The organism is Pseudomonas sp. MN1F (assembly GCF_009391885.1).
Lineage (GTDB): Bacteria > Pseudomonadota > Gammaproteobacteria > Pseudomonadales > Pseudomonadaceae > Aquipseudomonas.
Window position 1 is genome coordinate 183,232 of sequence record NZ_VZII01000014.1, and the last position, 20,540, is coordinate 203,771.

Below are 20,540 nucleotides of genomic sequence, written 5' to 3' on the forward strand. Positions count from 1 at the left end.
CCGAGAGCGGGATTATAGCGGTGTCGGCGGTGCACTGGCTCGCCAGGTAGGACCGTTCCTACTTGCTGCGGCTGACCGTCACACTGACCGAGCTGGAGAAACAGGTATGGGGGCTGTCAGAAACTGCCTGACAATGGCCATTCCACTGCCAGGCGGATCTGGTCGCCATCGAGCTCCGCCTGCGCCGTGTTGCCACGGTGCATGTTGTGCCGCAGCGAGAACGTGGTGCCCTTGGCCTTGCCACTTTGCACCACGTAGCGCGCTTCGAGGTCCCGCTCCCAGTGCTTGCCACCCTTGCCATAACCCAGGTACGCATAGCCGCCGTTGGGGTCGACGTGGCTGCCATCGATAGCAAAACCGCGCACATACAGGGCGGTCAGGTTCAACCCCGGCATGCCGTAGCCACCCATGTTCAGGTCGTAACGCGCCTGCCATGACTTTTCGTTCGGTGCGTTGAAGTCGGACATCTGCACGGCGTTGGCGATATAGATTGCCCCGCGGGTGACGTAGTCGAACGGCGTGTTGCCATCCACCTGCTGCCAGCCGAGGCTGACGCTGTGCGGGCCTTGGTTATAGCGCGAGACCAGGCTCCAGGTGGTGTTGTCGATACGCCCGGACAGCGCTTTGCCGGTGTCGGTGGTGCGGTACAGGTTGAGGTCCAGGCTCAGGCTGCGGCGGTCGTCCAGCGCATGGGTGAGGGTGCTGCCGAGGTAGTGCTGGTTCCAGCTGTCCTCGTAGCGCGAGGTGTACAGGCTACCGCTGAAGGCGGCGCCGGGGTTCCACACCAGGCCGGCGAGGTCGAAACGGTTGCCCTGGCGGCCGTCGGAGTAGTTCACCACGAAGCCTTGGTCGTGGCTGGAGGCGTTGCGGTCGGTGCTTTCGTTGAAGTGGCCAGCGACCAGCTTGAGGGTGTCGATCTCGCTGCTGGTAAGGAAGAAACCCGTGGCCGTTTCGGGCAGCAAGCGGCTGTCCGAGGAGCTGAACACTGGCGTCTTCACTCGCTGGTCGCCCCAGGACAGCACGGTGTTGGAAACCCGCAGTTTCAGCGCCGCGCCGCCACGGCTGTAGTCGTTCTTTGGGTGGCCGTCGTTGTCCACACTCAGCAGGCGCGCCTTGCCCGCACGGCCGCCGCCGCTGTCCAGCTGCACGCCCTGATAGGCGTGGGCATCGACACCGACGCCGATCAGGCCCTGGGTGAAACCGGACTGCAACGTGCCCATCAGGCCGTAGGCCCATTCCTCGGCCAGGCCATTGCGTTCGCGGCGAGGCTTGTAGGCATTGCGCGCGCCGCTGTTGCGTCCGCCGTGCTTGTAGTCACGCTGGTCGTAGACGGTACGGTTGAGGAGGTTCCAGCTGCTGTCTTCGACGAAGCCGTTGCTTTGCGATTGCGCCGAGTCCGCGAAGGCGAATGGCGCCAGGCCTGCCAGTGGCAGGGACAAAAGGACAGCGGCGGGGCGCAACAACATGGCGGGAAGGTCCTGCTTCAGGGGGCGCGAAAACGCAAGATGCACGCGCCGTCGAAAGGGTCGGTGAGGTAGTGGGCGTGCACGCCGAAGGTACTCAGCAGGCGCTCGGGGGTGAGCACGTCCAGCGGCTTGCCGAGGGCCACCAGGTGGCCTTTGTCGAGCACCGCCACACGGTCGCAGGTCAGCGCCTGGTTGAGGTCGTGCAGGGCCACCAGGGTGGTCACCGGCAGTGCCTGCACCTGTTGCAGCAGGCTCAGCTGATGCTGGATGTCGAGGTGGTTGGTCGGCTCGTCGAGCAGCAGCACCTGCGGGCGCTGGGCCAGGGCGCGGGCGATGTGCACGCGTTGGCGCTCGCCGCCGGACAGCGAACTCCAGACCCGCTCACGCAGGTGCGTGGCGTCGAGGTCGGCCAGGGCCTGTTCGACGATGGCACGGTCTTCCCGGGAGAACGGCGCCAGCGCCGACAGCCAGGGCGTGCGGCCCAGGGCGACGGCATCGAACACGCTGATTGCATCGAGGGTGTCGGCCTGCTGCTCGACCAGCGCCAGCGCCTGGGCGATACGCCGGCGCGGCAGGCGCGCCAGGGGCTCGCCGAGCAGTTGCACACTGCCGGTGCCCGGCGTGCGCAGCCCAGCCAGCAACTTGAGCAGGGACGATTTGCCCGAGCCGTTGGGGCCGACGATGCCCAGGGTTTCACCGGCCACCACGTTCAGGTCGATGTTGCACAGCACGGTGTTGCCCGACAGTTGCAGGCCCAGCCCGTGGCAGGTGAGTGGAGCGAGTTGCGCGCTATTCATGACGGTCATGGGCGCCCCCGGCGGCTGACCAGGATCAGCGCGAACACGGGCGCGCCGATCAAGGCGGTGACCACGCCGACCGGGATCACCTGGCCACTGATCAGCGTGCGCGACAGCACATCGGCGGCAATCAGGAACAGCGCCCCGCCCAGGGCGCTGGCCGGCAGCAGGCGGCTGTGGCCGGGGCCAAGCAGCAGGCGCAGGGCGTGGGGGATGACCAGGCCGACGAAACCGATGGCGCCGACGATCGACACCATCACGGCCGTTACCAGTGCCGCGCAACTGATCAGCAGCAACTGCGTGCGGCGCACAGCAATGCCCAGCGAGGCCGCCGAGTCGGCACCAAAGGTAAAGGCGTCCAGCGCCCGGCGGTACCACAGGCACACCAGCAGGCCGAACAGCGCCACGGGCAATGCTTGCCACACCGATGGCCAGCGCACGCCGCTGAGGTTGCCCAGCAGCCAGAACAGGATGCCGCGCGCCTGCTCTGCGCTGGCCGACTTGGTAATGAGGAAGGCGGTGACGGCCGTGAACAGCTGCGAGCCGGCGATCCCGGCGAGGATCACCTGGGCGTTGTTGCTGCTCGGCCCGGCCGCACGTGCCAGCACCAGCACCAGGGCAAACGCCGCCAGGGCGCCGATGAAGGCACCGCCAGACATGCTCAGGGCTGCGCTGCCCAGGCCCAGCAGGCCAACCAGCACCGCACCGGTCGAAGCGCCGGCGGACAGCCCGAGCAGGTAGGGCTCGGCCAGCGGGTTGCGCAGCAGCGCCTGGAGGATCACCCCGCAAGTCGCCAGCCCCGCGCCGCAGGCGGCGGCGACCAGGGCGCGGGTCAGGCGGTAGTTCCAGACGATGCCGGCGTCGATCGGATCGACCGGGTAGCCGGCCTGCCACAGGTGGTTGGCCAGCACCTGGTAGACCACCTGCGGCGACAGGTTGGTTTCGCCGATGGCGGTGCCGGCCAACACCGCCGCGATCAGGGCCAGCAAGGCCAGGGCGCTGTAGAGCAGGGCTTTCATCACTGCGCCGCTTTACCGCTGGCGAAGGCCGCAGACAAGGTCTGCAGGCCGCGGAACAGGCGAATGCCGGCCTGCATGGCGTCGGCATCGAGGATGATGATGCGCTGGTTCCTTACTGCGTCCATGTTCTTCGTCACCGGGTCGTTGCGCAGGAATTGGAGCTTCTTCTGGTAATCGTCGGCGGGGTAGCGGCGGCGGTCCATGCGCGCGATGATCAGCCAGGTCGGGTTGGCCTTGGCCAGGGTTTCCCAGCCCACCGTCGGCCATTCCTCGGTCGACTCGACCACGTTGCGCACGCCCAGGGTCCGCAGCATGAAGTCGGCCACGCCCTGGCGACCGGCAACGTAGGGGTCGATGGCGAGGTCAGCGCTGGAGAACCAGAACAATGCCGACGTATTGGTCAGGTCCTTGCCGCTCAGCCGCTGTTTCGCGCTGTCCAGGCGTGCCTTGAGGTCGGCATTGAGTGCGGCACCGCGGTCCTGCACATCGAAGATCTGGGCCAGCTGGCTGACACTCTTGTAGATGCTATCGACCTGGAACGCCTGCAGGCGGGTGCCGTCGGCGCCGACCAGATTGTCCTTGCCTTCGCAGTCCGAGGGCAGCAGGTAGGTTGGAATGTTCAGCTCGCTGAACTGTTCACGGGTAGCGACCGCGCCCTGGGCGCCGACCATCCACTCGAACTGCACCGCCACCAGTTGCGGGCGCTTGCCGACCACGGCTTCGAAGCTGGGTTCGTTGTCGGCCAGGCGCGGCACCTTGGCGTTCAGCGCCTGGTATTCGGGCAGCACGTTGTTGAACCACAGCGAGGTGCCGGCCAGCTTGTCACCCAGGCCCAGGGCGTAAAGCATCTCGGTGCCGGCCTGGCCGATGGTGACTGCACGCTCGGGTGCCTGGGCAAAGGTCAGCGGTGCGCCGCAGTTGTCGACAGTCAGCGGGTAGTGGCTGGCGGCGGCCTGGGCCAGGCCAGTGAGGCTCAGGCTGGCGAGCAAGGTGGCGATACGGGGCAGCATGCTGGGCGATCTCCTATCGGACAGTTCGGGTGAGGAACGCACGGACAGGCATCGCCAAACCCCTGCGCGTGCAGGGGCAACACGGATGGCCATCCCGGACACCCCGCCGGTTGGTGAATGTTTGCCGGCAGGTCTCCTGACTGGTGCGTCCTCGCCCGGCTCCGGCCTTCCCGGATCAGGGTCCAGTGGCATTGATGGAGCAGGCTCGGCACCTACAGTTGCGGGGGCAGTTCCGATTGGCACGCCTTGGCGGGCCCGGGATTCCCTATTATTTCCGTGGTGGAAACCGGCGGGCCGCATGGTAGACCATCAGGCCGCCGGGCAAAAGGTCAAATCAGAAGTACTTCAGCCAGCGGATGTCGCGCCGGCGCGCCTTGAGCCGGGCAAACCAGCGCACCGGCAGGTACAGCGCGGTCGCCAGCAGCAGCGCGCCCAGCCACACCGCGCCAATGCCGTCGAAGCCGAAGTAGTCGCCGTGGTTGAGGCCCAACAGCGCCACGCAGGCCAGGTACAGCAGCTTGAGCACGTACAGGTGCAGCAGGTAGAAGAACATCGGCGCGGCGCCGAACACCGCCAGGGCGCTGATCCAGCGGGCCCGCCCTGCACGCTCGAAGGCGCGCAGCAACAGCAGGCCGCAACCCAGGGTCAGTGCCAGGAACAGCAGCGAAGGTGGGTACTTGGTGATGTTGAAGAAGCTCATCAATGTCTGGATGACGGTCGGGTAGCCGCTCCATGGCGCCTCGCCGTAGCCGTTGTAGAGGCGCAGCACCATGAAGCCGAGCAGGGCGATGACGCCGGCCAGCAGCAGGCGGTGCTGGCGCTCGCCGGCGTCACTGCCACGGGCGAACCACGGGCCGAGGCCGTAGCCCAGGGTGATCACGCCGATCCACGGCAGTACCGGGTAGGAGGTGCGCAGGCGCAGGCTGTCCGAGACTTCCAGCCAGCCACGGTCATGCAGAATCGCCCACGGCACGTGCAGGGCCGATTCCACGCCGAAGTGCAGGCCATCGAGCAGGTTGTGGCCGGCGATGATCAGCGCACCCAGGGCGAGCAGGGCAGGGCGCGGCAGCCACACCAGCAGCGACAGGGCGATCATGCTCACGCCGATGGCCCAGATCACCTGCATGTAGACCACGCTCGGCGGCAGCTGAAAGGTCCAGGCGAAGTTGACCAGGGTGAACTCCAGCAGCACCAGGAACAGCCCACGTTTGAACAGGAACGCCGAAACATCGCTGCGGCCCTGGTACTTCTCGCCATACAGCCAGGCCGACAGGCCGGTGAGCAGGACGAACACCGGCGCGCACAAATGGGCCAGGGTGCGGCTGGCGAACAGTGACGGGTCGGTGGCATCGATGGCCATCGGGTCGCTGACCTGGCGGTGCAGGAAGAAGGTTTCACGCACGTGGTCGAGGAGCATGAACAGGATCACCAGGCCGCGCAGGGCATCGATGCTCTGCAGGCGCTGGGTGAGCAGGGTGGGGGTGGCTGAGGCGCTGGTCATGGAAGGCGGTCGCAGGCAGGAATGAATGTCAAATGAAACGTTATCTTATAACTATTTCATTTGCTTCTGAAAGCGGTTTTTTGTGTTGCCTGTACCGGCCTCTTCGCGGGTTTACCCGCGAAGAGGCCCTCAAATCAGAAGGTGTAATCCACGGTAGCGAAATACGACCGCGGCGCGCCCATCACCCACTGCTCGCCACTGAACACCGACGCCACATATTCCCGGTCGAACAGGTTGTTAACCTGCAACCCCAGCCGCACATCCGGCAGCACCTGCCAGGCGATGTTGGCATCGACCACGGTGTACCCCGGCGCATGCTGGCGATTGGCCGAATCGGCATAACGCTCATCCACATACCGCGCGCCAATCCCGGCTTCCACCTGCTGGCCAAAGCCCTTGGTCAACCACAGGTTGGCCGTGCGCCGCGGCACATTGGCCGGGTGGTTGCCGGCACGGTCCTGGGCCACACCATCGACCACTTCGTCGAAATCATCGTACTCGGCCCGTACCAGTGAAGCATTGGCCGACACTCGCCACTGGTGCCCCAAGGCCAGTTCCAGCGATGCCTCCAAGCCATCGGAAGTCTGTTGCCCGGCCTGCTGCGCCTCGTGGGTGACCGGGTCGTCCACCAGCAGCTTGCGCTTGACGACATGGAACGCCGCCAGCGTCCATTCGCCACGGCCTTCCCAGAAGCGCTGCTTGAGGCCCAGTTCGGTCTGTTTCGCTTCTGTCAGGTCGTAGTGCATCTGCGTCGGGCTGAGGCTGACCAGGTTGTCCACCCCGTCCTCGCTGGTGGAGTACTGGCCATACAGCGACAGGTTGTCGGTGACTGCGAACACCAGCCCGGCCCGCCAGTTGCCGCCGTGCAGGCTGCGGTCGCTGCGGCTGCCATCGACCAGGTTGTCGCGGTCGATGTGGTTCTGGTCGCGGCGCACGCCGGTCACCAGCGACAGGCGCTCGGTCAGCTGCAGGCGATTTTCGGCGAACAGGGCGAAGGTGTGGGTGGTGGACAGCGTCTGCGGGCGGGTTGGCGAGTCGCTGTGGAACCAGCCCGGGGTCGGCTGCCACGGGTCGATGTAGTCGCCGCCCACGTCGTTGTACGGCCGGTTGCTGTCGACGTTGAAGCGCACCTTGTTGTACTCGACACCGACCAGCGTCTTGCTGGCCAGGCCGAACAGGCTGTGATCGAAGGTGAAGGTCTGGCGGTCGCCGATCTGCTCCTGGTTGTGCCTGATCTGCAGGTAGCTCTGGCGCTCCAGCTGCTCGCGGTCGGCGTCCCAGCTGTAGTTCTCGGCATTGCGCCAGTGGCGGCGGCTCTTGATGTAGTAGAGCTGGTTGCTGGCGCTGAGCTGGTCGTTGATCGCCCAGTCGGTGGTGAAACGGGTCCACTCGTCGTGGTAGCGCTGCACATCGTTCTGAACGTTGTAGTTCTTCTTGCGCAGGCTGCTGCGGTAATGGCCGTCGATCAGTGGCGTGCCGTAGTAGTTGGCCGGCTGGGCGTCGCCACGCTCGTGGGCGAGGGTGAAGCTCAGGTCGTCGTTGGCATCGAAGCGCAGCGCGGCACTGAGGGCCAGGCTGCGCGAGTCGGTGCGGTCGACCCAACCATTGCCGGCCTGCTGGTTCAGGGTCAGGCGGTAGCTCAGGCGTTCGCTGAGGCTGCCGCCGCTGTCCAGGCCCAGTTGCTGGCGGTCCCAGGAACCGTAGCCCAGGCGCAGGCGGTTGTGGATGTTGCCAGCGAAGGGTTTTTTCGGGATCACGTTGATCACCGCGCCGGTCGCACCTTCGCCATACAGCACCGAAGCCGGGCCGCGGATCACGTTGATCTGCTCGACCATCCACGGGTCGACCGGGAAGGTCTGGGTGCCGGCCCCGGTGTACAGGCGCGCACCGTCGAACAGGGTCATCACCGAGCCATGGCCGGTGAAGCCGCGCGCCGACAGGCCGGTGCCGCCATCGCCCGGGTTGGCGATGAAGGTGATGCCGGGGGAGCGGGTCACGGCGTCCTGCACGGTAAGGTTGTTGCGTTGCTCGATCTGTTCGGCGGTGATGCTGCTGGTGCTGGCCGGGGTTTCCAGGGCGCTGAGGTTCAGCCGTGAACCGGCCTCGGTCGGCGTGGCCAGGTCGACCTGCCGTGGGTCACAGGTATCGGTGATGGCCGTGGAGGGGAGGTTCAGCACCGGTTGCTCGGCCAGGGCTGGCAGGGTAACGGCCAGGCAGGCCGCCAGGGGGTGAAGCTTGAAGAATCGGGACATGTCGTTCCACTGCTGCAGGAATGAATGGATCCCGGTGGAAAACACGCAAAGGCGCACCCCGTACGCAGGCGCACGCGGATACCGGCCTGCGCCCGCCCACCGCGGGTTGCCAAGTGAAGCTTCAGGCCGGTCTCCGGGCTTGCGAGGGTCGTGAGGCCTTCACCTTCCCATGCTGGCGCACAGTGGTGTGTCGAAGGCATCGCTCGCTTACCGTTGCGGGGGCAGCGCCGGACTTGTCGTGAACCACGACGCACCGGCTTCCCGTTTCACCCTGCGCACGGCGGCGCAGGACACCTGAAACTGGCGCGCATCTGACCATCGAATGGCCAGCGCGTCAAATGCGTGTGTCAGCGCCCGCGGCGGCGCGACACCCGTGCCTCGATGTTCTTGCGGCCGATCAGCAGCGCTGGCTTTTCCACCACCGGCTCATCGGCCAGCCACTTGTACATCACCAGGCAGTCGACCAAACCCAGGCGGGCATGGCGATAGGCCTTGGGCAGGCGGCCAACGGTCTCGAAGCCCAGCCTGGTCCACAGCGCCACCGCCACTGCGTTGCTCGCCACCACGGAATTGAACTGCAACGCCAGAAAGCCCTCCTGGCGCGCCAGCTTCTGCGAGTGCTCGCACATCAGCCGGGCCACGCCACGGCCACGGGCGGCTTCGCAGACCATGTAGCCGCAGTTGCCGACATGCGCGCCGGGGCCTGCGGCGTTGGCCTTGAGGTAGTAGGAACCGAGCAGCTCGCCATCCGCTTCGGCCACCAGCGTGTGCAGTGGCAGTTGCAGCCACAGCTGGCGGGCCTGCTCGACGTTCAGTTCGGGGTCGAAGGCGTAGGTTTCGCGGGCCTGGACGATGGCCTGGAAGGTCGGCCAGAAACGCTCGAAGTCGTCGGGCGTCATGGGGCGGATGTGGATCATGGCGGTTCCTGCAATGGCTAAGCCGCCAAGTCTGGGTGGCGCGGCGCCGTCGCGCAAGGGCGGCGACGCCGTTGGCCTTCAGCCGTTGGCCTTGCCCACCGCATCCATGGCGCGGGCCGAGTAAACCAGCGCGGCCCCGGCATTCATCGCCACGGCCACACCCAGCGCCTCGGCGATTTCCTCACGGGTAGCGCCGTGCTTGACGGCCTGTTGCGAGTGCACGGCGATGCAGCCGTCGCAGCGGGTGGTGACGGCCACGGCCAGGGAGATCAGTTCGCGGGTCTTGGCGTCGAGGTGGTTGGTCTTGGCACCCGCGCCGCTGGCGGTCATGTAGCCGGCCACGGTGTCGGGTGACAATTGCTTGAGATCGCCGATGCCGGCCATCAACTGCTTACGGTAGGCGTCCCAGTCCATCATGCTCATCATCTTCACCTTGGGAAGGTTGCGGGAGGAGCTTTCAGGCTAGTCGAATTTGCGCGTATCGCCGGTTGCCGGCGATAGGTTGCAGGCAGGGCCTCAGATATAGACGAACACCAGTACCAAGGCCGCGACCACCAGCCACTTCTCCAGGTAGTAGCGCATGCGGTTGCGCTTCTTCAGCGCCTTGCCACGCTCGCGGATCTTGTAGATGCGGGTGAACAGGCGGTTGATGCCACCGGTCTTGTCGCCAGCGTCGTTGGGCGCTGCGGCGGCGGCCATGACGTTGCGGCTGAACCAGCGGTTGAAGGCGGTGGCCCAGCGGTATTTCAGCGGGCGTTCGATGTCGCAGAACAGGATGATGCGGTTGTGCTCGGTGGTATTGGCCGCGTAGTGGATGTAGGTTTCGTCGAAGACCACGCCCTCGCCATCGCGCCAGGAATATTTCTCGCCATCCACATCGATGTAGCAACCGTCATCGTTCGGCGTGTCCAGGCCGAGGTGAAAGCGGTACGAGCCGGCATACGGGTCACGGTGACGGACCAGCTTGGCACCTGGCGGCAAGGTGGCGAACATCGCCGCCTTGACCGTGCCGATGCCTTGCAGCAGCTCGGTGGTGCGTGGGCACAGGGTCATGGCCGACGGGTGGCTTTCGCCGTACCACTTCAGGTAGAAGCGCTTCCAGCCGGTCTTGAAGAACGAATTGAAACCGACGTCGTCATAATTCTCGGACTTCTTGATCTCGCCCACGTGCAGCAGCTGCTGGGCTTCGGCACGGATCTCCTGCCAGTGGTCCTTCAGCGGCTGCAGCTCGGGGAACGCCTCGACTGGCAGGTAGGGCTTGGCCGGGTGCTTGGAGAACAGGTACAGGAAGCTGTTGACCGGCGCCAGGAAGCTGGAGTGGTCGCCCAGCTGGCGGGTCAGCTTGTGGCGTACCCGACCGCGCAGGTGAACATAGGCGATCGAGAGGACGAAGATCAGTACGAGTGCAATTTTCATGGACGATTACTTGTCGAAAAATGGCCATGCGCCATGGCATAAGCTCGCCAGCATAAACAATCATGGGGGTAGTTTGTACTTATTGTTACGTTAAGGCGGGTCGACATTGGTGTAAGGCCTATAGCGTGCAAAAACGCTTCACGTGATGGAGTTCACATGGTCCAGGACATTCGCCCGAGTGGCGCACCCTTCAAACGGCTGTTCTTCGCCTTGCCTGTCAGCGACACCCAACGCCGTGCGATAAGCCAGTGGCGGCGCGGCCTGAACCTGCGCAGCGGCAAGCCGGTGCCCAGCGACAACTTCCACCTGACCCTGTTGTTTCTCGGTGATGTGGATGCGGCCCAGGTGCCAGCCCTGTGCGCGGCGGTGGACAACCTGGCGCGGCCGGGCGCGCCCTTGCGCCTGCTGCTGAACCAGCTGAAAACCTGGCAGCGCGCCAATGTGCTGGTGCTGGAGGCGCAGGAAACACCCACCGCCTTGCGTCAGCTGGTTTACGCCTTGCAGCAGGCGTTGTTGCCAATGGGGTTCGAAGAACAGGCCCGTGAGTACCGCCCGCACCTGACCCTGTCACGGGACTTTCGCGGCCAGGCCCCGGAGGCGGCCGAGGCGCCTGAGTTTCATCTCAGCGCCAGGCACTTCACCCTGTACGAGTCGCGCAAAGGTCGATACTGGCCGCTGGCGCAGTGGCCTCTGACGGATTAGCGCGGCTCAGGCGATCTGGCTGCGTGCCGCGGTGAACAGTTGCTCACCCAAGAGGCGGGCGGTACGCAGGTGCAATGCGGCATCCGGCCCCTCGCTGTCATACAGCACGCTCGAACTGAGCACCTCGGCGCCGCAATAGTCGAAGATGCCGTGCTCTATCTGCACGCGCATGGCCTCGCTGTAGCCATGCCGCTCGAATGTACCGGTATCTGCGCCAGCGACACCGACCAGATGGACCTTCATGCCACGCAGCTTCTTGATCAAGACGCCGCTCCCGTAGTCGAACGCCCAGCCATTGCTGAACACCCGCTCGACCCAGCCCTTGAGCAGAGCTGGCAGCGACCACCAGTAGATCGGGTAGACCAGCACCAGGGCATCGGCGCGGTCGATGCGGGCCTGCTCCAGCAGCACGTCGGCCGGAGGTTCGGCCAGGCCGCGGTGCACCGCGTGGTCAGCCAGGCCAAAGCGTGGGTCGAAGCCCTCGCGGGCCAGGTCGGCGATTTCACTTCCGTGGCCGGCGCTGGCCAGGCCTTCGGCAATCTGCCGGGCGAGAGCGTGGGTGAGTGATTCGGGGTCGTGATGGCCGATGACGATCAACGCTTGCATGGGGGTGTCTCCAGTGGGAAAGTGCGCTGCTGCCTTGAGCGCTATATACTCAAGGTAAGTTACTTTTGGTAAGTTACGTTTAGTAGGTAAGCAATGTCAAGCGATGACAAGGCACCGCCACGCAAGCGTCTTTCCCGCGATGAGCGGCGCCGCCAACTGCTCGATGTGGCTTGGCAGCTGGTCCGCGAGGAAGGCACTGAAGCCCTGAGCCTCGGCCGCCTGGCCGAGCAGGCCGGGGTCACCAAGCCGGTGGTGTATGACCATTTCGAGACCCGCACCGGGCTGCTGGCGGCGTTGTTCCAGGATTACGATGCGCGCCAGTCGGTGATGCTTGCGCGGGCGCTGGAAGGGTGTGCGGCGACCTTGGCAGGGCGCGCCGGGGTGATTGCGGCTGCGTATGTGGATTGCGTGATCAGCCAGGGGCGCGAGATGCCCGGTGTGTCAGCTGCGCTTGCAGGGTCGCCGGAACTGGAAGCCCTGAAACGCGCGTATGAACAGCCATTTCTCGACATGTGCCGCGCGGTACTGGATGAATTTGCGCCCAGTGGTGCGATTGGTGCGGCGGGCATGCGCCTGCTGGTGGGGGCGGCCGAGGCGCTGTCGCAGGCAGCAGCGGCAGGGGAGCTTGAAGCGGTGCAGGCCAAGGCCGAGTTGCAGGCGGCCATCGTTGCCATGGTCGAGCGCCAGTGATGCGTGTTGGGGTCAGACTGGCAGGCTCTGGTAAGGCAGTTCATCGCCTGGGCTGCGGGCAAACTGGCGCTTGTACTCGCGGCTGAACTGCGAGGTGCTCTGGTAGCCTACCCGGTGCGCCGTCTGCGCCACCCCTAGCCCTTCACCGATCAGCATCTGCTGCGCCTTGAGCAGGCGCAGGCGCTTGAGGTACTGCATCGGCGCCATGTCGGTGCAGCGTTTGAAGTGCTCGTGGAAGGTCGACACGCTCATGTTGGCGCAGGCGGCCAGGGCCTCGACACTCAGCGGCTCGGTGTAATGCTCGCGCAAGTGCATCAGCGCCGCACCGATGCGGGCGAAGTGCCCCTGCTGCTCCACCAGCGCCCGCAGCACACCGGCTTGAGGCCCGCGCAGCGCGGTATACAACACCTCGCGGATGCGCGCAGGGCCCAACACCTTGGCGTCCAGCGGGTCCTGCAGGCAGCGCAGCAGGCGCTCCACCGACTCACGCATCGGGGCATCGAGCGCCGCCGAGGTCATCGACTGTGGCGTTTGCGCCTGTACGGCCGGGTCCGGCGCCAGGGCCATGCTCTGCACCAGTTCACCGAGCACGCCGCGGTCGATGTCCACCGCCACGCCCAGCAGCGGCTCGTCGCGGGTGGCAAAGGTTTCGCACATGAACGGCACCGACAGCGCCTGCACCAGGTAATGCCCGGCACCGTATTCCAGGGTGCGCGGGCCGAGGCGCGCCAGTTTGCTGCCCTGGGCCAGGATCATCAGGCTCGGCTCGTAGATCTGCGGGCTGCTGGCCACATAGTGGTCCCAGCTCAGCACCTGCACCTGGGGCAGGTGCGTGGGCACGAAGCCCGGGCGGGTGGCCAGGCTGCGGATCAGCGAACACAGCGGGGCGTTGGCGTCGACGTGGCGGGTCAGTTGCATGATGAACCAGGGCAGAGAATCAGACAGTTGCATCATCGCAGATTGGCAGGCCAGCGCCAGATGGCCGCTGGCAGGTTCGGAGGATCAGGCATGGATGCCGGAGAATCAGCCGTGGGCGGGCAGGGCGAGGGCGAGCAGAATGCGCGGCCTGAATCGTTTCACTTCCTTGTGAGGTCCCGCATGTACACCGCCATCGGTTACGCCGCCCAAACCCCGACCAGCCCCTTGGCCCCCATGACCTTCGAACGCCGCGCCCCGCGCCCGGACGACGTCGCCATCGAGATCCTCTACTGTGGCGTGTGCCACTCCGACATCCACCAGGCGCGCAACGAGTGGGGCATCGCCGTGTACCCGCTGATGCCTGGCCACGAGATCATCGGCCGGGTCACCGCCGTGGGTGCCCAGGTCACCTCGCACAAGGTCGGCGACCTGGTCGGCGTCGGCTGCATGGTCGACTCCTGCCGCCACTGCGAGGCCTGCGCCAAGGACCTGGAGCAGTACTGCCTGGAAGGCCCGACCATGACCTACGCCACCCCGGACCGGGTTGACGGCAGCAACACCATGGGCGGCTACTCCAGCAGCATCGTGGTCAGCGAGCACTTCGTGGTGCGCATCCCGGCCGGTATGGACCTGCCCAGCGCGGCGCCGATCCTCTGCGCGGGCATCACCACCTACTCGCCGCTCAAGCACCATGGCGTCGGCCCCGGCCACAAGATCGGCATCCTCGGCATGGGTGGCCTGGGCCACATGGGCATCAAGCTGGCCAAGGCGCTGGGCGCCGAAGTGACGCTGTTCACCCGCTCCCAGGCCAAGGCCGAGGAAGCCCGCCGCCAGGGCGCCGACCACGTGATCGTGTCCACCGATGCCGAGCAGATGCGTGCCGCCGCTGGCCGTTTCGACTTCCTCCTCGACACCATTCCGGTGCAGCACGACCTCAACCCGTACCTGGAGACCTTGAAGTTCGATGGCGTGCACATCCTGGTCGGCCTGATCGAGCCGATCGACCCGGCCGTGCATGCCGCCAACCTGGTGATGAAGCGTCGGGTGTTGGCCGGTTCGCTGATCGGCGGCATCGCCGAGACCCAGGAAGTGCTGGATTTCTGCGCCGCGCATGACATCCGTTGCGACATCGAGATGCTCGACATTCGCAACATCAACCAGGCCTATGAGCGCATGATCGCCGGCGATGTGAAGTACCGCTTCGTGATCGACATGGCAACCCTGCAGGGCTGATGGCTGCCTGAAACGGCGCTGGGGCCCTGCACCCTCGACAGCCATGGTTTGCCCAAGGCTGCCATGGTTGTGAGGCTCCGGCGTGACGCGTACCATGCAGGCATTCCTTCCAATAACAAACCCGTGCCTCAGCGCGGCCGATACTTGGCCCCTGACGCGCGTCCTTTCGCCTTGCCTGCGGAGAACAGATTCCTGCCCATGAACGGACCCATCCCCACCCACCTGCCGCCCACTGCCGGTGGCGGTAGCTGGCTGAGCGTGATCGCCCTGGCCCTGGCGGCCTTCATCTTCAACACCACCGAGTTCGTGCCGGTGGCGCTGCTCAGTGACATCGGCAGCAGCTTCGACATGACCACCGCGCAGGTCGGCCTGATGCTGACCATCTATGCCTGGGTGGTGGCGCTGGCCTCGCTGCCGATGATGCTGCTCACCCGCAACATCGAGCGCCGGCGCCTGCTGCTGTTGGTGTTCCTGGTGTTCATCTTCAGCCACCTGCTGTCGTGGTTGTCGCAAAGCTTTGCCATGCTGCTGGTCAGCCGCATCGGCATCGCCCTGGCCCACGCCGTGTTCTGGGCCATCACCGCGTCGCTGGCCGTGCGCGTGGCACCGCCAGGCCAGCAGGCCAAGGCGCTGGGGTTGCTGGCGACAGGCACGACCCTGGCGATGGTGCTGGGCATCCCGTTGGGGCGCGTGGTGGGCGAGGCGCTGGGCTGGCGCATCACCTTCCTCAGCATTGCCGGCGTGGCGCTGGTGACCATGCTGTGCCTGATGAAGTCGCTGCCGTTGCTGCCGAGCCAGAACTCCGGTTCGCTGCGCAGCCTGCCGATCCTGTTCAAGCGCCCGGCGCTGGTGATGACCTACCTGCTGGTGACCCTGGTGATCACCGCGCAATTCACCGCCTACAGCTACATCGAGCCGTTTGCCCTGCACGTGGCGCAGATCGGTGGCGAGCGCACCACGCTGTTGCTGCTGTTGTTCGGTGGCGCTGGCGTGTTCGGTTCGCTGTTGTTCAGCCGTTACAGCGAGCGTTTCCCGCATGGCTTTCTGGTGGGCTCGATCGGCGTGTTGGCGGCCTGCCTGCTGTTGCTGCTGCCGTTGTCCGGCAACTTCTATGTGTTTGCGGCGTTGAGCATGTTCTGGGGCGTGGCGATTCTCAGTTTCAGCCTGGCGCTGCAATCCAAGACCCTCAAGCTGGCGTCCGATGCCACCGACGTGGCCATGGCGCTGTTCTCCGGTATCTACAACATCGGCATCGGTGGCGGGGCGTTGCTGGGCAGTATCGTCAGCAGCCAGCTGGGCGTGGCCGATATCGGTATGGTTGGCGGGAGTGTGGCGGTGGTCGGGTTGCTGCTGGCGGTGGCCAGTACCCGGCGGTTCCGTGAGGCCTTGAGCCACTGATTACCTGCACCGGCCTCTTCGCGGGTGAACCCGCGAAGGGGCCAGCACAGACAGCTTCAATTTCAGCTCAGTAAGGCAGCCCAGGCCGATACCAACAGCAACCCCGCCAACCCCCGGTTGAACCACAGCAACCGCCCCGGTGCCTGCAACCAGCGCGCGCTGCCTGCCCCCAACACCGCCCACACCGCCATGCACGGCATGGCAATCAGCAGAAACACCAACGCCAATTGCCACACCGGCAGCGTCGGCGCCGCAAACACGCCAATCACCGCCACCGCCATCATCCACACCTTCGGGTTGACCACCTGCAACGACGCCGCGCTGACTGCGCCGAACGGCTTGCCGCCTGCGCTATCCAGCGGCTCGCCAGCGCTGCGCAGCATGCGCCAGGCCAGCCAGCTCAACCACAGCACCCCGGCCCAGCTCATCGCCTGCTGGGCCAGCGGATGACGCACCAGCGCCTCGCCCAGCCCCAGGCCGACCAGCAACACGATTGCCGCCGCTGCACCGCAGGCCACCAGCATTGGCGCCAGGCTTGCGCGCAGGCCTTGCCGGGCGCCGTGGGCGAGGATCAGCAGGTTGGTCGGCCCCGGGCTGATGCTCGAGACCAGGGCGAAGAGAATGAAGGGCAGCAACGAGTGCGACATGGGAACGGCTCCGAATGATCAGGGCCCCATGGTCGCCATTGGCAGCTTGTCAGTCTGGAAGGTTTGAGCAGCGGCGCCGGTAGTCGGCGGGGGTCAGCCTGTAGGCACGCCGGAACCAGCGCCCCAGGTGGCTCTGGTCGGCAAAGCCCAGGGCCATGGCCACTTCGGCTGGTGTCTGGCCCTGGGCCAGCAGGCGCCGGGCGCGGGCCAACCGCAGCTGGATCAGGTAGGCATGCGGCGCCAGGCCGAAAGCGGCCTTGAAGGCGCGGGTCAGGCGGAAGCGGTCGACCCCGCAGGCCTGGGCAACCTGCTCCAGGCTGATGTCCTGGTCGAAGTGGGCGTGCAGATAATCACGCGCCCGCTGTGCTGTCAGTGGCAGGCGCGGGTCGGGGTTGAGGCGCTTGCGCCAGTGCAGGTGGCCGGTCAAGGCGGCCAGCAACGTGTCCATGGCCGTCTGGCGCACGATGCGCAGCTCTTGGCCATGCACCGCCTGGAACGCCAGGGCGATGGCGCGGGCCAGGCGCTCGTCGTGGCACAAGGTGTCGGCGAAGCGCGGCAGGCTGTCGCCGGGCGCCTGCTCGAACAGCGCCCGCAGCTCGGTGTCCAGCCAGTTCGGCTCAAGGTACAGGGTCGAGTAGGTGAAGCCTTCGGCGGTCGGGGCGTGGCCGTCGTGAAGGTCGCCGGGTTCGAGCAGGAAAACCTGGCCGGCGGTGCTCTGGTGGCGCACCCGGCGGCAGTTGAACTGCTGCACACCCTGTTCGGTAAAGCCGACCAGGAAACTGTCGTGCCAGTGTGGGTCGTAGGCATGGCCGACAAAATGCGCGCGGACCGACTCGATGCCGGTGTCGGCGTCTTGCTTGAGGTCAATCCAATTGCTCATGGCGCTGTGCTGCTGACGGGTAGGGCAGTTCACCTTAGCGCAGATGCGCCAGCGGGTTTAGAACAATTGTGCAGGCTGCAGCGCGGCAAAGCGCTCGCGCAGCCACAGGTGCAGTTGCGTCACCGCAGGCGACAGCTGCTTGCGGTGTGGGCACACCAGCGTCACCGGCGTGGCTTCGCCCTGGTGGTCCGGCAGCAGGATTTCCAGCTCGCCGGCGGCAATGTTGGTGCTGACGTCCAGCCACGACTTGTACACGATACCTTCACCCTCCAGCGCCCAGCGCCGCACCACGTCGGCATCGTCGCTGACCAGCGGCCCGCGCACCTGCACGGTGCGGTTGCCAAGCTGCCATTTGTCGTACACGCGGTTGTGCTGCAGGTACAGCAGGCAGTCATGTTGCTGCAGTTCATCGGGTGTGCGGGGGCGGCCGTGGCGGGCCAGGTAGGCGGGGGAGGCCACCACCACGCGGCGGTTCCACGGCGCCAGGGGCAGGGCGATGTAGTTGGCGTCCTGGTTGAGGCCATAGCGGATGGCGATGTCCACCGGGTCACGGCTGAAATCGGCCATCTGGTCCGAAAGGAACAAACGCAGGCCCAGTGCCGGGTGTTCGCGGCGAAACGCGCTGAGCCAGGGCAGCAACAGGTTGCGGCCGATGTCGGAAGGCGCAGACACCTGCAACACCCCGCGCAGGGTGCTGTGGCTGCCGTGCAGCTGTTCGTGGCCCTGGCGCAGGGTATCCAGCACGCGCTGGGCGGTGGGCAGGTACAGCTCGCCCTCGGCGGTCAGGCGCAGGCTACGGGTGGTGCGGGCGAACAGGCGCACGTCGAGGTCGCGTTCCAGGCGTTTGATCGCGGCGGCCACTTGCCCGGGCAGCAGGTCGGCCTCATGGGCGGCGGCGGTGAAGCTGCCCAGTGCGCTGCTGCGCACGAACAGTTCGAGGTCGGTGAAACGGAGCATTTTCACACCAGAAGGGAAAGTGTTGATGCATTCTGCTGCTTTTTCGGGTTTTCAGGAAAGATAAGATGCGCGACAAATCCCGTTTCGTTGATTGGAGTTGCAGCATGGATACTGTTTCCCTGGCCAAGCGCCGTTACACCACCAAGGCCTACGATGCCTCCCGCAAGATTCCCCAGGCCACGGTCGATGCGTTGCTCGAACAGTTGCGCCACAGCCCGTCCTCGGTCAACTCGCAGCCTTGGCATTTCATCGTCGCCGACAGCGCCGAAGGCAAGGCCCGCCTGGCCAAGGCCACCAACGACCGCTTTGCCTATAATTCGCCGAAGATTCTCGATGCGTCGCACGTGATCGTGTTCTGCACCCGCACCGAGATGACCGAGGCGCACTTGAATGCGGTCCTTGACCAGGAACAGGCCGATGGCCGCTTCCGCGACGAGCAGGCACGGGCAGGGCAGAACCAGAGCCGTCGCGGCTATGTGGACCTGCACCGGTTTGATCAGAAGGACCTGCAGCACTGGATGGAGAAGCAGACCTATCTGGCCTTGGGTACCGCGCTGCTCGGTGCAGCGGCTCATGGCCTGGATGCCACGCCGATCGAAGGGTTTGACAGCAAGGTGCTGGATGCTGAGCTCGGGTTGCGCGAGCAAGGTTACACCAGCGTGGTGATCTTGAGCCTGGGGTATCGCAGCGAGGCTGACTTCAATGCCGGGTTGAACAAGTCGCGCCTGCCGGCTTCGACGGTGTTTACCTTCCTTTGAGGTAGGGGGGCGTTGGGGGGGGCGCCGCAGCCCTTGCAGCGCCCCCCAACCCCCTACCACAATGCCGCAGAAGCCGCAGTCAAAGCCCGCCCAAACACCGCGATCGCCGTGTCCACCTCGGCCTCGGTGGTAAACCGCCCGATACTCACCCGCACGCTCTTGCGTGCCCGCGCTTCATCCAGCCCCAGCGCCAACAGCACATGCGAAGCCGCGTTGCTCGCCGAGTTGCAGGCGGAGGTCGTCGACAGTGCCAGTTCACTGGCCAAGGCCATGCTGTTGAAACCATTGGCCTCGATGCACAGGTTCAGGGTGTGAGGAATCCGCTGCAGGGCACAGCCATTGAGACTGACCCCCGGCAAAGCCAGCAAACCTTCACGCAGGCGCCTGGCCAAGTGCTCGATACGCTGGTGCTCGCTGTCACCCGGCTCGCCGGCCAGGGCGAAGGCACTGCCCATGCCGACGATCTGGTGCGTCGCCAAGGTACCCGAACGCAGCCCTTGCTCATGCCCACCGCCGTGGATCTGCGCGCACATCAGCTCACGGGCGCGAGGCCCGACATACAGCGCGCCAATGCCTTTTGGCCCATACACCTTGTGCGCCGAGAACGACATCAGGTCCACCGCCATCGCCTGCAGGTCGATGGCCAGCTTGCCGACCGCCTGGGCCGCGTCCACATGCAGCAGGGCGCCATGGGCGCGCACCCGTTCGCCGATGGCGGCGAAATCGGTGACAGTTCCCAATTCATTGTTGACGGCCATCAGCGACACCAGGCGGGTGTCCGCGCGCAGGGCTGCCTGCACGCTATAAGGCTGGATCAGGCCGCTGGCGTCCGGCGCCAGGCGCGTGATGGCCCAGCCCTGGCGCTCCAGTTCTTTCACCGTGTCGAGCACGGCTTTGTGCTCCAGCTGGCTGGTGATCAGGTGTCCCGGCTGGGCCAAACCCTGGGCGATGCCCTTGAGCGCCAGGTTGTTGGACTCGGTGGCGCCCGATGTCCAGACGATGTCGTCGGCGCGGGCGCCAACCCGTTCGGCCACTTGCCGGCGGGCCTGCTCGACCACTTCGCGTGCGGCCTGGCCGTAGGCATGGCCACTGGAGGCGGGGTTGCCGAAGTTAACCTGGCGGCCGAGGCAAGTGAGCATGGTTTCGATGACCCGGTCATCGACCGGAGTGGTGGCGGCATAGTCGAAATACAGTGGGGCGCTAGGCATGGGGCGGGTCCGTGCAATGTTGCCGTGGTGTCAGCAATCGTTGCATTTAGCCTAAGCGCTGGGGAGAAAATGATTTTGCCTTTTATGCTGCAGATGGCCAGTTTGCGAAGAATATTTTTCTCTATGGTTAGATCAAGTGGAAATGTTTTTCTATCTGTGGGCCCC

Annotated in this window: 20 protein-coding genes and 2 riboswitches; of the genes, 5 read left to right on the forward strand and 15 right to left on the reverse strand. The window is 65.6% G+C overall.

Going from position 1 to position 20,540, the window contains the following annotated elements; translation table 11 throughout:
* Positions 1–116: 116 nt before the first annotated feature.
* From F6X59_RS09765 to lpxO, 9 genes are all read right to left on the reverse strand, one after another.
* Positions 117–1,466 carry an OprD family porin gene (locus tag F6X59_RS09765; RefSeq protein WP_152956061.1) on the reverse strand — a complete coding sequence of 450 codons (1,350 nt, stop codon included), beginning with the start codon at positions 1,464–1,466 and terminating at the stop codon, positions 117–119.
* Positions 1,467–1,483: 17 nt separating this feature from the next.
* On the reverse strand, positions 1,484–2,272 hold the full coding sequence (locus tag F6X59_RS09770; RefSeq protein WP_152956062.1) for an ABC transporter ATP-binding protein: 789 nt from the start codon (positions 2,270–2,272) through the stop codon (positions 1,484–1,486).
* Positions 2,269–3,282 (reverse strand): iron ABC transporter permease, encoded by a 1,014-nt coding sequence (locus tag F6X59_RS09775; protein ID WP_152956063.1) that lies wholly within the window; start codon positions 3,280–3,282, stop codon positions 2,269–2,271. Before F6X59_RS09775 ends, F6X59_RS09770 begins: the two co-directional genes overlap by 4 nt.
* On the reverse strand, positions 3,282–4,292 hold the full coding sequence (locus F6X59_RS09780; RefSeq protein WP_152956064.1) for an ABC transporter substrate-binding protein: 1,011 nt from the start codon (positions 4,290–4,292) through the stop codon (positions 3,282–3,284). The genes F6X59_RS09775 and F6X59_RS09780 overlap by 1 nt, the downstream gene beginning before the upstream one ends.
* A gap of 108 nt (positions 4,293–4,400) precedes the next feature.
* A riboswitch (cobalamin riboswitch) is annotated at positions 4,401–4,598 on the reverse strand.
* A gap of 28 nt (positions 4,599–4,626) precedes the next feature.
* Positions 4,627–5,793, reverse strand: a complete 1,167-nt coding sequence (locus F6X59_RS09785) for a DUF1624 domain-containing protein (RefSeq protein ID WP_152956065.1) — start codon at positions 5,791–5,793, stop codon at positions 4,627–4,629.
* Positions 5,794–5,927: 134 nt separating this feature from the next.
* The gene (locus F6X59_RS09790; RefSeq protein WP_152956066.1) at positions 5,928–8,045 is read right to left on the reverse strand and encodes a TonB-dependent siderophore receptor; all 2,118 of its coding nucleotides are present in this window, start codon (positions 8,043–8,045) and stop codon (positions 5,928–5,930) included.
* 106 nt (positions 8,046–8,151) lie between these two features.
* Positions 8,152–8,358, reverse strand: a riboswitch (cobalamin riboswitch).
* Between the two features lie 34 nt (positions 8,359–8,392).
* The gene (locus tag F6X59_RS09795) at positions 8,393–8,962 is read right to left on the reverse strand and encodes a GNAT family N-acetyltransferase (RefSeq protein WP_152956067.1); all 570 of its coding nucleotides are present in this window, start codon (positions 8,960–8,962) and stop codon (positions 8,393–8,395) included.
* A 78-nt stretch (positions 8,963–9,040) separates the two neighbouring features.
* Complete coding sequence (locus F6X59_RS09800) at positions 9,041–9,385, reverse strand: carboxymuconolactone decarboxylase family protein (RefSeq protein ID WP_027919898.1); 345 nt, start codon at positions 9,383–9,385, stop codon at positions 9,041–9,043.
* Between the two features lie 93 nt (positions 9,386–9,478).
* Positions 9,479–10,378: a lipid A hydroxylase LpxO gene (gene lpxO, locus F6X59_RS09805; RefSeq protein WP_152956068.1), complete on the reverse strand. Its 900-nt coding sequence runs from the start codon at positions 10,376–10,378 to the stop codon at positions 9,479–9,481.
* A gap of 156 nt (positions 10,379–10,534) precedes the next feature.
* Between lpxO and thpR the strand changes: the two genes are divergently transcribed.
* Positions 10,535–11,080 carry an RNA 2',3'-cyclic phosphodiesterase gene (gene thpR / locus F6X59_RS09810; RefSeq protein WP_152956069.1) on the forward strand — a complete coding sequence of 182 codons (546 nt, stop codon included), beginning with the start codon at positions 10,535–10,537 and terminating at the stop codon, positions 11,078–11,080.
* A 6-nt stretch (positions 11,081–11,086) separates the two neighbouring features.
* Here the strand turns inward: thpR and F6X59_RS09815 are convergent, their stop codons facing one another.
* Positions 11,087–11,686 carry an NAD(P)H-dependent oxidoreductase gene (locus tag F6X59_RS09815; RefSeq protein WP_152956070.1) on the reverse strand — a complete coding sequence of 200 codons (600 nt, stop codon included), beginning with the start codon at positions 11,684–11,686 and terminating at the stop codon, positions 11,087–11,089.
* A 93-nt stretch (positions 11,687–11,779) separates the two neighbouring features.
* Between F6X59_RS09815 and F6X59_RS09820 the strand changes: the two genes are divergently transcribed.
* Positions 11,780–12,376: a TetR/AcrR family transcriptional regulator gene (locus tag F6X59_RS09820; RefSeq protein WP_152956071.1), complete on the forward strand. Its 597-nt coding sequence runs from the start codon at positions 11,780–11,782 to the stop codon at positions 12,374–12,376.
* A 12-nt stretch (positions 12,377–12,388) separates the two neighbouring features.
* Here the strand turns inward: F6X59_RS09820 and F6X59_RS09825 are convergent, their stop codons facing one another.
* Positions 12,389–13,294, reverse strand: a complete 906-nt coding sequence (locus F6X59_RS09825; RefSeq protein ID WP_152956072.1) for an AraC family transcriptional regulator — start codon at positions 13,292–13,294, stop codon at positions 12,389–12,391.
* A 180-nt stretch (positions 13,295–13,474) separates the two neighbouring features.
* Here F6X59_RS09825 and calA point away from each other — a divergent pair, with 180 nt between their 5' ends.
* Positions 13,475–14,527 (forward strand): vanillin reductase, encoded by a 1,053-nt coding sequence (calA, locus tag F6X59_RS09830; RefSeq protein WP_152956073.1) that lies wholly within the window; start codon positions 13,475–13,477, stop codon positions 14,525–14,527.
* Positions 14,528–14,725: 198 nt separating this feature from the next.
* Positions 14,726–15,925 (forward strand): sugar transporter, encoded by a 1,200-nt coding sequence (locus F6X59_RS09835; protein WP_152956074.1) that lies wholly within the window; start codon positions 14,726–14,728, stop codon positions 15,923–15,925.
* A gap of 62 nt (positions 15,926–15,987) precedes the next feature.
* Here F6X59_RS09835 and F6X59_RS09840 read toward each other — a convergent pair whose 3' ends face one another.
* From F6X59_RS09840 to F6X59_RS09850, 3 genes are read right to left on the reverse strand one after another with little or no spacing between them, the layout of a single operon-like run.
* Positions 15,988–16,572, reverse strand: coding sequence for a LysE family translocator (locus tag F6X59_RS09840; RefSeq protein WP_152956075.1), 585 nt, complete (start codon positions 16,570–16,572; stop codon positions 15,988–15,990).
* A gap of 49 nt (positions 16,573–16,621) precedes the next feature.
* Positions 16,622–17,452, reverse strand: a complete 831-nt coding sequence (locus F6X59_RS09845; RefSeq protein ID WP_152956076.1) for an AraC family transcriptional regulator — start codon at positions 17,450–17,452, stop codon at positions 16,622–16,624.
* A 57-nt stretch (positions 17,453–17,509) separates the two neighbouring features.
* On the reverse strand, positions 17,510–18,409 hold the full coding sequence (locus F6X59_RS09850) for a LysR family transcriptional regulator (RefSeq protein WP_152956077.1): 900 nt from the start codon (positions 18,407–18,409) through the stop codon (positions 17,510–17,512).
* 104 nt (positions 18,410–18,513) lie between these two features.
* Here F6X59_RS09850 and nfsB point away from each other — a divergent pair, with 104 nt between their 5' ends.
* Complete coding sequence (gene nfsB / locus F6X59_RS09855) at positions 18,514–19,167, forward strand: oxygen-insensitive NAD(P)H nitroreductase (RefSeq protein WP_152956078.1); 654 nt, start codon at positions 18,514–18,516, stop codon at positions 19,165–19,167.
* 53 nt (positions 19,168–19,220) lie between these two features.
* Here nfsB and F6X59_RS09860 read toward each other — a convergent pair whose 3' ends face one another.
* Positions 19,221–20,375 carry a cysteine desulfurase family protein gene (locus F6X59_RS09860; RefSeq protein WP_152956079.1) on the reverse strand — a complete coding sequence of 385 codons (1,155 nt, stop codon included), beginning with the start codon at positions 20,373–20,375 and terminating at the stop codon, positions 19,221–19,223.
* Positions 20,376–20,540 lie beyond the last annotated feature (165 nt).